Annotated in this window: 11 protein-coding genes; 6 read left to right on the top strand and 5 right to left on the bottom strand. The window is 74.4% G+C overall.

Annotation, left to right across the window (positions count from 1 at the left end; genetic code table 11):
• Positions 1-90: 90 nt before the first annotated feature.
• Complete coding sequence (locus tag LEP48_RS05825; protein WP_225564634.1) at positions 91-1,995, top strand: ABC transporter ATP-binding protein; 1,905 nt, start codon at positions 91-93, stop codon at positions 1,993-1,995.
• Here LEP48_RS05825 and LEP48_RS05820 read toward each other — a convergent pair.
• The 4 genes from LEP48_RS05820 to LEP48_RS05805 all read right to left on the bottom strand — a co-directional run bounded on the left by LEP48_RS05820 (position 1,984) and on the right by LEP48_RS05805 (position 4,754).
• Positions 1,984-2,988, bottom strand: a complete 1,005-nt coding sequence (locus LEP48_RS05820; RefSeq protein ID WP_225564633.1) for a hypothetical protein — start codon at positions 2,986-2,988, stop codon at positions 1,984-1,986. The genes LEP48_RS05825 and LEP48_RS05820 overlap by 12 nt on opposite strands.
• On the bottom strand, positions 2,985-3,431 hold the full coding sequence (locus tag LEP48_RS05815; RefSeq protein ID WP_225564632.1) for a lasso peptide biosynthesis B2 protein: 447 nt from the start codon (positions 3,429-3,431) through the stop codon (positions 2,985-2,987). The genes LEP48_RS05820 and LEP48_RS05815 overlap by 4 nt, the downstream gene beginning before the upstream one ends.
• Positions 3,428-4,543, bottom strand: a complete 1,116-nt coding sequence (locus tag LEP48_RS05810) for an asparagine synthase-related protein (protein WP_225564631.1) — start codon at positions 4,541-4,543, stop codon at positions 3,428-3,430. Before LEP48_RS05810 ends, LEP48_RS05815 begins: the two co-directional genes overlap by 4 nt.
• A 91-nt stretch (positions 4,544-4,634) precedes the next feature.
• Positions 4,635-4,754 carry a lasso RiPP family leader peptide-containing protein gene (locus tag LEP48_RS05805; protein ID WP_225564630.1) on the bottom strand — a complete coding sequence of 40 codons (120 nt, stop codon included), beginning with the start codon at positions 4,752-4,754 and terminating at the stop codon, positions 4,635-4,637.
• A gap of 185 nt (positions 4,755-4,939) precedes the next feature.
• Here LEP48_RS05805 and LEP48_RS05800 point away from each other — a divergent pair, with 185 nt between their 5' ends.
• Together LEP48_RS05800 and LEP48_RS05795 are read left to right on the top strand one after the other, a co-directional pair.
• Positions 4,940-5,206 (top strand): PqqD family protein, encoded by a 267-nt coding sequence (locus tag LEP48_RS05800; RefSeq protein ID WP_225564629.1) that lies wholly within the window; start codon positions 4,940-4,942, stop codon positions 5,204-5,206.
• 163 nt (positions 5,207-5,369) lie between these two features.
• A complete protein-coding gene (locus LEP48_RS05795) occupies positions 5,370-6,599 on the top strand; it encodes a glycosyltransferase family 4 protein (RefSeq protein WP_225564628.1) in 1,230 nt (409 codons plus the stop codon).
• Here the strand turns inward: LEP48_RS05795 and lhgO are convergent.
• Positions 6,514-7,719: an L-2-hydroxyglutarate oxidase gene (gene lhgO / locus LEP48_RS05790; RefSeq protein WP_225564627.1), complete on the bottom strand. Its 1,206-nt coding sequence runs from the start codon at positions 7,717-7,719 to the stop codon at positions 6,514-6,516. The genes LEP48_RS05795 and lhgO overlap by 86 nt on opposite strands.
• Before the next feature lie 185 nt (positions 7,720-7,904).
• Here lhgO and LEP48_RS05785 point away from each other — a divergent pair, with 185 nt between their 5' ends.
• The 3 genes from LEP48_RS05785 (at position 7,905) to LEP48_RS05775 (ending at position 13,702) form a co-directional block, all read left to right on the top strand.
• Positions 7,905-8,597: a DUF4190 domain-containing protein gene (locus LEP48_RS05785; RefSeq protein WP_225564626.1), complete on the top strand. Its 693-nt coding sequence runs from the start codon at positions 7,905-7,907 to the stop codon at positions 8,595-8,597.
• Between the two features lie 261 nt (positions 8,598-8,858).
• Positions 8,859-12,311, top strand: a complete 3,453-nt coding sequence (locus tag LEP48_RS05780; RefSeq protein ID WP_225564625.1) for an endo-1,4-beta-xylanase — start codon at positions 8,859-8,861, stop codon at positions 12,309-12,311.
• A 158-nt stretch (positions 12,312-12,469) separates the two neighbouring features.
• A complete protein-coding gene (locus tag LEP48_RS05775) occupies positions 12,470-13,702 on the top strand; it encodes a DUF4190 domain-containing protein (protein WP_225564624.1) in 1,233 nt (410 codons plus the stop codon).
• The last annotated feature ends 57 nt before the right edge of the window (positions 13,703-13,759 follow it).

Genomic DNA, 13,759 nt, shown 5'->3' with positions numbered 1-13,759 from the left:
AGGATCGCCCGCTCGCACGGCTCGCGCCGCGCCGTGCGCGGATACCGTGGTCAGCGAGCATGGCGGTCCGCAGCAAGTGATGGAGCGACGATGGCGCAGCACCGCACGTCCGAGCCGGTCGACCGGGTCGACCCGAGCGATCCCGCGGTGATCGCCCGCGCCGCCAGGTCGCAGCGCAAGTCGCTCGGGAGGCTCCGGCGCCTCGTCGTGCGGTCGACCTCCCTGGTGTGGCAGAGCGGGCGCGGGCTGTTCGTCGCGATGGTCGTGCTGCAGCTCGTCGCGGCGGCCGCGCTCGCGGGCCAGGTGCTGGTGGTCGCCCGCCTGCTCGACGCCATCATCGCGCTGCCGGGCAGCGGGGAGTCGTTCACCACCCTGGTGTGGCCCGTGGCCGCGCTCGCCGGCCTCATGGCCCTGACGTCGATCATCACGGCGCTCCAGGGGATGGTGCGGCGGCTCCTGGGCGAGCGGGTCGCGCGCGTGATGACCGAGGAGGTCCAGGAGGTCGCGACAGGCGTCCCTCTGCACCGGTTCGAGTCGCCGGCGTTCTTCGACCGGCTGCAACGGGTCAAGTCGAACGCGCTGTCCCGCCCGTTCCAGGTGACGCAGGGCCTGTTCACGTTCTTCGGTGCGGTGGCCGCCGGCATCGGGGTCGGCGCGTCACTCGTCGCGATCCACCCGCTGCTGCTCCCGCTGCTCGCCGTCGGCGCGGCGCCCCTGCTCCTCACGAGCCGGCGGGAGAGCAGGCTCGAGTTCGCGTTCAGCCTCGACCAGACGCCCAACCAGCGCGAGCGGTTCTACGTGAACATGGTCGCGACGGGCAGGGACGAGGCGAAGGAGGTCCGCGCCTTCGAGACGGCCGGCTGGCTGTACCGCCGTTACCGCGACCTCTACGACCGCTACCTCGTCGACCTGCGGGCGCACCTCGGCCGCCGCGCCCGGCTCACGGTGCTGGGCCAGGTGGTCAGCGGCCTCACCCTGACCCTCACGATGCTGGTCCTCGTGTGGTTCATCGCGTCCGGCGACGTGAGCGTCGCCGGAGCGGGCGCCGCCATCGTGGCGATCCGGATGCTGCAGGGCCAGATCCAGGCGATGCTCGGCGGCGTCCAGCAGGTCTTCGAGTCCGGGCTCTACCTGGACGACGTGGACGCCTTCATGGCGCTCGGCCGGTCGGACCGGAGCCAGGAGGGCACCGGCGAGCTGCCCGACCGCTTCGAGGGGGTCGCCTGCGACACGGTCGCGTTCCGCTACCCCGGGGCGGAACGGGACGCGCTGCACGACGTCTCCGTCCGGGTCGGTCCCGGCGAGGTCGTGGCGCTCGTCGGCGAGAACGGCTCCGGCAAGACGACGGCGGCCAAGGTGCTCGCCGGGCTCTACGAGGCGTCGGACGGGACCGTGACGTGGAGCGGGGTGGACTACCGCGACGTGCGGCCGTCCGACCTGCGTGCGCGCATCGCGGTGATCTTCCAGGACATCGTGCGGTACGCGTTCTCCGCACGGGAGAACATCGCGCTGGGCGACGCCGACACAGCGGGGGGAGCGGGCGGGGCGGCCCAGGTCGACGCCCGGGTGCGCCGGGCCGCGGCGGCAGCGGGGATCGACGACGCGCTCGGCGGCCTCGCGCACGGCTACGACACCCGTCTGTCGAAGCTCTTCGCCGAGAGCAGCGACCTGTCCGGCGGGCAGTGGCAGCGCATCGCCATCGCGCGGGCCTTCTACCGCGACGCCGCCCTCGTCATCCTCGACGAGCCGTCGGCGGCGCTCGACCCGCGCGCGGAGCATGCGCTCTTCGAGTCCCTGCGGTCCACGCTCGAGGGCCGGGCCGCCCTGTTCATCTCGCACCGGTTCTCGACCGTGCGGTCGGCGGACCGGATCTACGTCATGGCCGGCGGCCGCGTGGTGGAGTCGGGCACCCACGACGAGCTCATGGCCCTCGGCGGCGAGTACGCCGAGATGTTCACACTCCAGGCGAGCGCCTACCTCACGTCAGGCCAGTGAGGCCGCGGCCCCGGCGCGGGCCGGCGCGGGCTGCCCGAGCGGGCGCCCGGTGATCGCCTCCAGGCCCTCGGCGAGCCGGGAGCCGAGGTCGGGCGCGAAGGGCGGGCCCCACGGCACGTGCGCGGCGACGACCGGGACGTCCCGGACGAGGGCGGCGGTGAGCGCCAGCTGCGCCGTGGAGATCGCCGGGTCGACGACGCCGACCAGCCGCGGGTAGGACAGCAGGGTCAGCAGGGCGTCCTTGCCCGTCAGCGGCTCGAGCCGGAGCTCGTGCGTCTCCCGGTCGGGCAGGGGGACGACCAGGGCGGCCAGCGGGGCCCGGTCCCGGGCACCGGCGCCCGGGGCGAGGATCTGTCGCGCGTCGGCGCTGGTGCGGCGGTTCGGGGTGCCCGTGGCGAAGCGCGAGCTCAGCTCGTCGGCGCCCTTGCGCAGGCGGAGCTCCGTCGCCCCGAGACGCGACACGTGCTCGCCGTCGTGGACGTCGACCCGCAGCACGTCGTCCGTGATGAGGGAGCCCGCGCCCTCGCTGCACAGCAGGGCCGCCATCGTCGACTTGCCCATCCCGGAGCGCCCCACGAAGCCCACGCTGGCGTCGCCCACCTGGACGGCGCTCGCGTGCAGCACGAGCAGGCCGCGCGCGTAGAGCTGGAACGCCAGCGCCGCGCCCGTCGTCAGCACGGCCTCGAGGCCGGGGACGGCGTCGACGTGCCGCGACACGGTCATGCGGGAGAGGTCGGCGGAGACGGCGACGTCGCAGGCGTGGAAGAACCGCAGCAGGTACCCGCCGTCCGGCGACTCGACCATCGTGTACAGGGGCGCGTCGTCGTCCCCGAGCCGGATGAGGACCCGGCCGTCCGGAGGCTCGAGCGTCGCGACGTCGTCGCCGCGCACCACGACGACGTCCGGCGGTCCCGCCGGGGGCGCCTCCCGGTCCTGGTGCAGGTCGATCTCGGACTCGACGACGAGCCCGTACAGCATCCGGCGATCCGTCATCGTGCCCTGCTCCCTGCCTTCTCGAGCGTCTGGAACTGTGCCGACCCGGTCGGGTCGAGGTTGACGCCGTCGACCACCAGCCACGCGTGGGCGGTGACCTCGCCGTCCTTCTTGGCGACCCCGACGTAGAGCTCGGGCTCGCGGTCGCGCAGGTGGTACGCGGTCATGAGGGAGCGCCGCAGGCAGGTGTCGCCGAACGGCCAGTGCCGGGTGACGCGCCGCGCCGTGCCGAGCCGGGCCCGTTCCGCGGCGGTGAGCGCCAGCGCGGCGGTGCCGGTCTCGGGGGCGGCCCGCAGGCACAGCCGGGCGCCCATCCGGCCGGCGACGGCGTCGAGCGGGGCGCGACGCAGCCACAGCTCCATGCGCGCGGCGACGAACGTGCTGCGCAGCAGCTCGGGGAGCTCGGTCACGCGGAGCGTGCGGAGCACGTCGCGGGCCGTCATCGCGGGCTCGTCGAGGTCGAGGCGAGCCAGGCCTGCTGGAGCAGGAGGGAGCTGAGGCCCGACGGCGTCGGGGCGAGCCACTCCGCGCGGAGCAGCGCGGGGTCGACGAGCGCCTCGTCCACTCCTGAGCCGTCCCACTGCTGCGCGAACGTCCGTGTCGCGTCGGCCAGGTAGGCGTGGTTGAAGTACGCCTTGGTGGTGCGCTCGACGACGCTGCGCGGCAGGACGGACCCGAAGACCTCGTGCATGGCCGCCCGCCGTGACGGGTACCCGAGCGTGCGGTGCCGCGCGACGAGGGCGCCGAGGAAGCCGCGGTCGAGCAGGGGGGCGACGACGTCGACCCCGTGCTCCCGCCCGATGGCGGAGTGCGTGGCGGCGAGCACGGAGGCGACGCGCCGCCCGCGGACCCAGCCGAGGGCCCGGTGCCAGGCCAGGGGCTCCGTGGCGTTGTCGGCGGCGATCCGGTGGTGCAGGTCCCGCTGGACCTCGGCGTGCACCCACGGTTGGGCGACGTGCGCCAGCGCGCCGGCCTCGCGGGCCGCGCGGGCGCCGCGGGGCAGGAGGGCGCGGGCGCACCTGCGGGCGAGGTCGGAGTCGGGCCGGCGGTGCGAGGCGAGCTCGGCGAACGGGCGCACGCGGTTGGCGGAGAAGACCTCGTCGCCGCCCTCGCCCGTGAGCAGGGTGCCCGGGCCGATCCGGCTCAGCAGGAAGTCCTTGGTGTGCATGGTCGCCGGCCACAGGAGGCCGCGGCGGCTCAGGCTCTCGCGCGCGGACGGGCCGAGGATCTCGGTCTGCCCGGTCGCGTCGAGGCGGAGCCACCGGGTCAGGCCCAGGTGGCGCACGACGAGCTCCTGCCAGTCCGACTCGTCGGTGGCGGGCAGTCCCGGGTAGGTGAGGGTCACGGGCACCGGGTCGGGGGCGCCGAGGGTCCGCGCGGCGCGGACGGCGGCGGCGAGCACGGCCGACGAGTCGCGCCCGCCGGAGAACGCGACGAAGCACGGGCCCTCGATCAGGTGCGGGGCCAGCACGTCGGTGAGCACGTCGAGGGGGTCGCGAGGGACCGCGCGGACGGCGGCGTCCGGCTCGACCCCGGGCAGCCAGGACCACGCCACCTCCAGCGGGGTGGGGTGGTACGGCTCTCCGGCCGGCCCGGACAGACGAACCGCCCGGGGCTCGACGGAGCCCCGGGCGGCACTCCCGAGATCAGGAGTAGTTCTCGCCACCACGGATCCAGCCGTCGGAGTCGTGGAGGCCCTGGAAGAGGTTCTGCTGGGTGAGGTCGCGAACGGTGCCGACCTCGGTGATGCGCGGTGACTCGTACATGGGACAAGTCCTTCCGTGTGTTCCTACATGGACATCATGAGTATGGGTCCGCGACCCCCTGCACCGGTGGCTGAAAAGGGGGTGAAGTCTCCGCCCGGAGGGCGTCCGCGCGGGTGAACACGTGCTTTGATCGTTGGTGCGGCATATCAGTTTGCCGACGTGACGGGCGAGCGAAGGATGCGGACATGAAGATGCGGTCGGACGGCGTCACGTGGCAGGAGATCGACGGTGAGCTCGTGCTCCTGGACCTCTCGACCTCCGCCTACCTGACCACCAACGCGGCCGGCAGCCTGCTCGCCAAGGTGCTGGTCGACGGGGCGGAGCGCGGCGACCTGGTGGCGGCGCTCGTCGGCGAGTACGGGATCGACGAGGCCCGCGCGGCCGGTGACGTCGACGACTTCCTGGAGCAGCTGCGCTCCCGCGACCTGCTCCTCGAGAGCGAGAGCAAGTAGTCGCCCTGCGCATTCTTCTCGTGAATGCCGCGGACGCCATTGTCGGCGGGGGGCTTTCCGTTTCACCCGCGGTCCCGGCGCATTTCACCCGGCAAGAACTTGTGCCACCCCAAGTTTTCTGTGCGACAGGAGAATGGTGATGGTCGGCGGTCGTCCTCCGAGCGTGGTCCACCTCGACCATTCGCGAGCGTTCGGCGGGGCCGAGCTCGCGCTGCGGCGCACGCTGCTGGCCCAGGCGCCCTGGGAGCCGACCGTCGTCCTCCCGTCGGACGGTGACGGCGACGACGGCCCGTTCGCGGGTCTGCGCGACCACGGCGTGGAGGTCGTCCCGGTCGGGCCCGCCCAGCCCGCGGGGCTCGGCGAGGGCGCCGGGCTGCGCCGCGCGGTGGGCGGTCTCGCGTCGGTCGCCGGCACGGCCCGGGCGCTGCGTGCCACGGCGGCCTTCCGCGCCGCCGAGGTCGTGCACGCGAACACCTCACGGGCGGCGCTGTACGGCGCCCTGGCCGTGCGCCGGGGCGAGCAGGCGTTCGTCGTCCATCTTCGTGACCTCGTGACGGCAGAGGGTGCGGGGCGCTTCGGGGCGGTCGCGCTGCAGCGTGTCGTGCTGCCCCGCGCCGACGCGGTGGTGGCGAACTCGCGGGCCACGCTGGACACGGCACGGCCCTACCTGCGCCCCGGGACGCCGGCGCTCGTCCTGCAGAGCCCGCTCGGCCTCGGCGAGTTCTCGGCGCAAGGTCGCGACGACGGCCGGGTGGGTCCGGTCCGCACGGTCGGCATGGTCGCGCGGCTCGCGCCGTGGAAGGGTCAGCTGCTGCTGCTGGAGGCGTTCGCGCGGGCGTTCGCGGGCTCCGACGTCCGGCTGCGGCTGGTCGGTGCCGCCCAGTTCGGGGAGGAGGGCTACGTGGCCGGGCTGCGTCGCCGGGCCGCCGAGCTGCGGGTTGCGGACCGCGTCGATCTCACCGGTCACGTGGACGACGTCGCCGCCCAGATCGCCTCGCTCGACGTGTGCGTCCAGGCGTCCCTGCGGCCGGAGCCGCTGGGTCAGAACGTGCTGCAGTACCTCGCGCTCGGGCGGCCCACCGTCGTCGCGGACGCGGGCGGGCCGACGGAGTGGGTGACCGACGGCGCCAACGGGCTCGTCTTCCACCAGGGCGACGTCGACTCCCTCACGGCAGCCCTCGCCCGCTTGCGCGACGACGACGGCCTGCGCGGCCGGCTGGCGGTCGCCGCGGCCCGGACCCCGGGGATCGCGACCGACGCCGAGGTCGCCGCGCGGCTGGGCGAGCTCTTCGCCTCGGTGGCGGGATCTAGGCGGCCAGCACCCGGTCCAGCTCGGCCTCGAGGTGCCGGGCGATCTCCAGCGCGGCGGTCGCGGCGGGCGACGGCGCGTTGATGACGTGCACCTGCCGCGGGGCGGTGCGCACCAGGAAGTCGTCGACCAGCGCGCCGTCGCGCCGCAGCGCCTGGGCGCGCACGCCGGCGGGCGCGGGGTGCAGGTCGTCGGCGGTGGTGCCGGGCAGCAGGCGGGCGACGGCGGCCGCGAACAGGGTGCGCGACAGCGAGCGCGCCACCTCCTGGGCCCCCGGCACGAGGTTCCGGCCCGCCAGCCGCCACAGCCCCGGCCAGGTGCCGGCGTCGGCGAGGTCGCGCAGCGAGACGTCGCGTCGGCGGTAGCCCTCGCGCGCGAGCGCGAGCACGGCGTTCGGCCCGGCGTGCACGCCCCCCTCCACGCCGCGGGTCAGGTGCACGCCCAGGAACGGGAACCGCGCGTCGGGCACGGGGTACACGAGGCCGCGCACCCGGCGTGCGGCGTCGGGCGCGAGGTCGAAGTACTCGCCCCGGAACGGGACGATGCGCGCACCGGGGTCGACGCCGCAGGCACGGGCCAGCCGGTCGGCGTGCAGGCCGCCGCACACCACGAGGGCGTCGGCCACGAGCTCGTGCTCCTCGCCGGTGGTCACGTCCGCGACGACGGCCCGCACTCCCGCGCCGGCGGTGCGGGCGCCGGCGAACGCGCGGCCCAGCAGCACGGTGCCACCGGCGTCGCGCACCTGGCCGGCGAGCACGTCGCACACGCCGCGGTAGTCCACCACCCCGGTGGTCTCCACGCGCAGGGCGCCGACGCAGGCGATCTCCGGCTCGTGCTCGCGTGCCTCGACGGGGCTGACCTCGCGCACCGGGACGCCGTTGGCGGCGCCGCGGCGGGCGAGCTCGCCGAGCCGGTCCAGCTCCGCGGCGTCGGACGCGACCACGAGCTTGCCGGTGGTGGCGACCCGGACGCCGTGCTCGGCCGCGAACCTCGTCATGGACGCCGCGCCCGCGGTGCCGAGGCGGGCCTTGAGGCTCCCGGGGGCGTAGTAGAGGCCGGAGTGCACGACGCCGGAGTTGCGGCCCGTCTGGTGGCTCGCGAGCGACGGTTCCTTGTCGACCACGGTGACCTCGTCGCCGCGGCGGGCGAGGCGCGCGGCCGTGGCGAGACCGATGATCCCGGCGCCGACGACGAGTACGCGCACCCTTCCCCCTCTGTGCTCGACCTGTCCCGTCAGGATGCCAGCCGTCGTCGTCCCCGGGGACGGGCCGCGGGCCCCGCGCCGGGTGAAGTCGGGGGAACGAGGGCCCTGGTTCGGGCATAGTTGTCCCTGGTGGGCACGACGGTGCCCCGCGACACGAGCACGGGCGACGAGGGAGCAGACGGGCCATGAGCCAGGACGACAGCAAGCAGCCGGACCCGTACGAGCCGCCCACGCCGCGGTCCGACCCCTACGCGCACGACCCGTACCAGCAGGGCGGCGACCGCCCCGGCGGGCCGACGCAGCCGGACCCGTACCAGGCGGACCCGTACCAGCAGCCCGACCCGTACCAGCAGGGCGCGGGCGGGCAGGGGCAGCAGCAGCCGTACTCGCAGCCCGGCTACCCGCAGGCGCCGGGCTACCCCGGTGGCGCGAACCCGCAGCAGCCGTACGGGCAGTACCCGCCGCCGTCGGCGGGCACCGACGGCTTCTCCATCGCGGCGCTCGTCACGGGCGTGCTCATGATGACCGTCGTGCCGATCGTCCTGGGCATCGTGGGCCTCAACCGCATCAAGCGCACGGGGCAGTCGGGCAAGGGGCTGGCGATCGCGGGCATCGTGCTGGGTGCGCTGAGCATCATCGGCTGGGCGCTGCTCATCATCTTCAGCGTCGCGGTGTTCAACGAGATGGACCGCCAGGGCGTGCTCGACGACCTGAGCACCGGCACCTACGACTCGTCCGTGCAGCAGTACGGCGACGACCCGCAGCTCGACGCGCTGTACGACGCCTGCGCCGAGGGCGACGCCGCGTCCTGCACGGAGCTCTACTGGGACGCGCCGTACGGCTCGGAGTACGAGGACTTCGCCCAGTCCCAGCAGTAGCCCTCGCGCGCCCGTTCTCGTGCGTCGGTTCACCCTCGTGCCGAGCACGGGGTCGCCTCGGTATGGCACGCCGTACCGAGGCCGACCCCGTGCTCGGCGCTCGATGCGGTGTGGAGCTCGAAAGTATTCGATTCGTTCAACCGTTGCGCCTAATCTGGCCCACCCCCTAGCCTGACGCCCAGCGGCACAACGGACGTGCCGTCGGCCCCGAGGGTCGGCTCCAGCCGGCGACAGGGCCCCACCGATCGCGAGGGAGCGACGATGAGGCAGCGGGTGAGAGGTGCGGTCGCCGCGGCGGCGGCGGTCGCCGTGATGAGCGGCGGGGCGGTGGTGACCGGCGTCGTGGGTGCGAGCATGGCGGCGGGGGCGGGCTCCGTCCTGTTGGAAAACGATTTCGACACGACGTTCGAGCCCTGGGGCCCGCGCGGGGCCGTGACGCTGGAGATCACTGACGACGCACGCACCGGTGCCGGCGCGCTCGCGGTGACCGGCCGGACGGCCGAGTGGAACGGCCCGTCGACGGCCGTCGACGACCTCCTCACGCCCGGCAGCGACTACGCCGTGGAGGCCTGGGTCAAGCTCCCCGCGGGGACCGAGGGCTCCACCGCGCTGCACTTCACGGTCCAGGAGACCTCCGCCGACGGCGATGCCTATACGTGGGTGGGCGGCGCGGTCGACGCGACCGCCGGCGAGTGGGTGCGCATCGGCGGCGACTACACGATGCCCGACGGCCTCACCGCCGCGCAGCTCTACGTCGAGGCGGCACCGGTCGACGGGGAGCACCCGTCGTTCCTCGTCGACGACCTCGCCGTCACGGGCACCGACCCGGTCGGCTCGGAGGTGGTGCTGAGCACCGACTTCGAGGCCGGGCTGGACGGCTGGGGACCGCGCGCCGGCGACGCCACCGACCCGAGCGTCGAGGTGACGACGGACGACGCCCACGGCGGGGCGCAGTCCGCCCTCCTGACCGGACGCGACAGCCAGGGCGACGGCATCGGGCGCGACGTCACCGGCGTCCTCGCCCCCGGCACCGCCCACGACCTCACCGCATGGGTGCGGTTCGCCCCGGGCCAGGCCACCGACTCGGTCTGGCTGTCCCTGGCGAGCACCACGGGCGGCGAGACGTCGTACGCGACGCTCGCACAGTTCTCCGACGTGACGGCGGACGGCTGGACGCAGGTCACCGCGACCTTCCAGGTGCCCGAGGCGGAGCAGTCGTACCTGTACCTGGAGACGGACTACAACACCACGAACACGAGCGACCTCCTGGTGGACGACGTCGTCGTCGAGATGCCCGCGCCGTCGCCGGTGCAGGACCTGCTGCCGATCAAGGACACCACCGACTTCCCGATGGGCGTGGCGATCGACGACCGCGAGACCACGGGCCCCGCGTCCGAGCTGCTGCTGCGGCACTTCGACCAGATCACGGCCGAGAACCACATGAAGCCCGAGGCCTGGTACGACGAGGACCGCAGCTTCCGCCCGCACCCGCAGGCCGTCGCGCTGATGGACTACGCCGTGGCGAACGACCTGGACGTGTACGGGCACGTGCTGGTGTGGCACAGCCAGACACCGGACTGGTTCTTCCAGGCCGCCGACGGGACGCCGCTCACGACGTCGGCCACGGACCAGGAGATCCTGCGCGAGCGCCTGCGCACGCACGTCGACGACGTCGCCGGCTGGCTCGCGGACACCTACGGCGAGTTCGGCGCGGGCAACCCGGTCACCGCCTTCGACGTCGTCAACGAGGTCGTCAACGACGGCGCGACGAGCGACCCCGACGACGGGCTGCGGCGCTCCGAGTGGTATCGGATCCTCGGCGAGGACTTCATCGACCTCGCGTTCCAGTACGCCGACGAGGCGTTCAACACCACCCACGCGGCCACGGGCGCCGACCGGCCGGTCAAGCTCTTCATCAACGACTACAACACCGAGCAGTCGGGCAAGCAGGACCGGTACCGCGCCCTCGTGGAGCGGCTGCTGGAGCGCGGCGTGCCGGTGGACGGCGTGGGCCACCAGTTCCACGTCTCGCTGTCGATGCCGGTCAGCGCGCTGACCACGGCGCTCGACCGGTTCGCCGACCTCCCCGTGACCCAGGCGGTCACCGAGCTCGACGTGACGATCGGCTCCCCGGAGACGGACGCGAACCTCGTCGAGCAGGGCTACTGGTTCCGCGACGCGTTCGCGATGTTCCGCGACCACGCCGACGATCTCTTCTCCGTCACGGTCTGGGGCCTGACCGACGGCCGGTCCTGGCGCGCGGACAGCGGCGCCCCGCTGCTGTTCGACGACCGGATGCAGGCCAAGCCCGCCTACCACGGCGTCGTCGACGGCGACCTGCCGGCCCGCCTCCAGTCGGCGAACGTGTTCGCGGGCGACGTGCCGCTCGACGACGACGCCGCAGGCTCGCCCGTGTGGGACCGCCTGCCGCGCCAGACGATCACGGCCGGCGGCGCGACGGCCGGCGAGCGGGTCGCCGACTTCCAGCTCCGCTGGGCGCCCGACCACCTCACGGCGCACGTCGCCGTGCTGGACGGCACGGCGGACGGCGACGACGCCGTGACGTTCGACGTCGACGGCCAGGCGGTCGTGGTGGGTCGCGACGGGAGCGTCGCGCAGGACGGCGCCACCGCCGTCGTCACCGAGACGGACGGCGGGTACACCGTCGTCGCGCACCTGCCGCTGGACGGCGCGCTGCCCGGCGGCGCGGCCCAGGGCGACACCGTCGGCCTGGACGTGCGGGTGTCGGACGGCGGCACCGAGTCCGGGTGGAACACGCCCGGCGCGCTCGGCACCCTCACGCTGCTCGAGGAGCTGAGCTACCTGGAGGTCGCGCAGGCGCCCGCCGCCGTCCAGGTCGACGGCGAGGTGGACGACGCCTGGTCGGCGGCCGGCTCGGTGACCACCGACCAGCAGATCGAGGGCGACGGCGGTGCGGTCGCCACCGTGCGGACCCTGTGGTCCGACGACACCCTCTACGTGCTCGCCGAGGTGGCTGACCCCGAGGTCGACCTCACCGGCTCGGACCCGTGGGTGCAGGACTCGGTGGAGATCTTCCTCGACGCCGGCAACGCCAAGAACGGCGCCTACCGCGACGTCGACACGCAGATCCGGATCAACGCCGACAACGTCACGTCGTTCGGCACCGGGGACGAGGCGGCGCAGGCGGCACGGCTCACCTCCGCCACGGCGCGGGTCGACGGAGGTTACGTGGTCGAGGCCGCGATCGACCTGCTCGGCACCGGCGGGGCCGGGACGTTCCACGGCCTCGACTTCCAGGTGAACGACGCCACGGCCGGGGCTCGCACCGCGGTGCGCGACTGGGCGGACCCGACCGGCACGGGCTACCAGTCCACCGCCCGCTGGGGCGTGGGGCAGCTCGTCGTGGCGCCCGCGCCGGAGGGTCTGGTCAGCACCGTCGCTCCGACCGTGCAGGGTTCGACCGTCTGGCCCGCCGGTCGGCTGACGGCGACCACGGGGACGTGGACGCTCGACGGCGAGGCCGTCGAGCCCCGCTTCACCTACCAGTGGCTGCGGGGCGGGCACGAGATCCGCCTCGGCAGGTTCTGGGCCGCGGACGACGTCACCTACCGCACCACGCTGTTCGACCTCGGTCAGCAGGTCAGCGTCAGGGTGACGGCCCACGTCGACGGTGCGGACCCCGTGTCCGTGACCTCCGACGTGGTGAGGGTCCGCTTCGACTGGCCCTTCTAGGGCCGACGCACCACCCGGACCCGTGCCCCCGGGTGGCGCCGCACAGGCGGTCGACGCCGTGAGAGCAGGCTCTGACCTGCGTCCATGACGTCGACCGCCTGTTCGGCACGTGCACCGGGTCGGTAGCATCGGTACTCCGCCATCGACCCGGGAGATCCATGACCCAGCCGAGCCCGTCGCACGATCCCGGACGCGCCGCCGTCCCGCCCACGGAGGTCCTGCCGGCCGGCCAGGACACGCAGGTCGTGGCGCACGACGCCGAGGGTGACGCGACGCATGTGTTCTCGGCCGCCGTGCCGCAGACGCAGGTGCTCGCCGAGGGTGACGCGACGCAGGTGCTCTCGGCTCAGGCGGTGCCTGGCGGCGCGGCTGCCGATGACGGGGTCCGGGCGACACAGGTGCTCTCCGCCCAGGCCTCGTCGCAGGTGCCGCAGACGCAGGTCCTTCCCCCGCAGGCCCGGACGCTGCCCGCGGCGCGGCCGGAGGCCCAGGCGACGCAGGTCCTGCGCACCCGGCAGGACGCGCCCGCTCCGGCGCCCGTGCCCGGCGCGCCGGAGCGACGGCCGTCGTACGCAACGGCCGCGCCGCCGCCGCACGCGCCGGTGCGCCCGTCGGCGCGACAGCTCCAGCAGCCCGCCTCGTACGGCCAGGCGCAGCCGGCCCAGCAGCACGGCCAGGCGCAGCCGACGTCGTTCCCCGATCGGCAGCCGAGCCCGCACTACACCCGCCCGCAGCCGCCACAGCGCGCCGAACCGCAGCTCGAGCGGTCCCGGGCGCAGGTGCAGCAGGCGCGGCCCCAGCAGTCCCGGCCCGAGGTGCAGCAGTCCCGACCCCACGTCCAGCAGGCGCGGCCGGCGCAGGCGCGGCCGGAGGCGCCGGGGGAGCGACCGGCGCGCCGGGGCACGGAGCCGACGGCGGTCGGGGCGCTGCTCACCGGGCTGCTGGGCATCGTGGTGCCGCTGGTCGGGGTGCTCGCCGTGGTGCTCGGCGGGATCGGCATGGAGCGCACCCGGCGACGGGGGACGGGCGGCCGGGGGATGGCGGCCACCGGTCTGACGCTCGGGTCGGTCCAGGTGGTCCTCACGGCCGTCGTGGTGGTGGGCGGCATGATCTTCTGGAACGCGTACGGCGACGCGATCGAGCGGACCCTCGCGCAGGCCGAGGAGCTCACACAGCTCGAGCTCTCCGTACCGGGCGTCGCCCTGGAGGCCCTCACCGGCGGGATGTCCTTCGACGACCTGCGCGACCTCGCCGGCACCGTGGGCTCGGCCGACGAGCTGAAGGGTCTGGCCGACCAGTGCCAGGTGGGCGACACCTCCGCGTGCCAGGACCTGCTCGGCCAGGTGCCTGACAGCCTGGTCCCCGACGACGCGGAGGCGTTCCTCCCCTGAGGTGACAGCTGAGGTAGACCGCCTCCCAGGGACCGGCGGCGACCGCAGCGACGGGTG

This window comes from Isoptericola luteus (assembly GCF_020297055.1).
GTDB classification, from domain to species: Bacteria; Actinomycetota; Actinomycetes; order Actinomycetales; family Cellulomonadaceae; genus Isoptericola; species Isoptericola luteus.
This window is presented reverse-complemented; position numbering and strand designations above follow the sequence as displayed.

Coding starts and splice junctions, on each gene's coding strand:
- LEP48_RS05825 (WP_225564634.1), top strand. CDS start 91: ATGGCGCAGCACCGCACGTCCGAGCCGGTCGACCGGGTCGACCCGAGC.
- LEP48_RS05820 (WP_225564633.1), bottom strand. CDS start 2,988: ATGACGGATCGCCGGATGCTGTACGGGCTCGTCGTCGAGTCCGAGATC.
- LEP48_RS05815 (WP_225564632.1), bottom strand. CDS start 3,431: ATGACGGCCCGCGACGTGCTCCGCACGCTCCGCGTGACCGAGCTCCCC.
- LEP48_RS05805 (WP_225564630.1), bottom strand. CDS start 4,754: ATGTACGAGTCACCGCGCATCACCGAGGTCGGCACCGTTCGCGACCTC.
- LEP48_RS05800 (WP_225564629.1), top strand. CDS start 4,940: ATGAAGATGCGGTCGGACGGCGTCACGTGGCAGGAGATCGACGGTGAG.
- LEP48_RS05785 (WP_225564626.1), top strand. CDS start 7,905: ATGAGCCAGGACGACAGCAAGCAGCCGGACCCGTACGAGCCGCCCACG.
- LEP48_RS05780 (WP_225564625.1), top strand. CDS start 8,859: ATGAGGCAGCGGGTGAGAGGTGCGGTCGCCGCGGCGGCGGCGGTCGCC.
- LEP48_RS05775 (WP_225564624.1), top strand. CDS start 12,470: ATGACCCAGCCGAGCCCGTCGCACGATCCCGGACGCGCCGCCGTCCCG.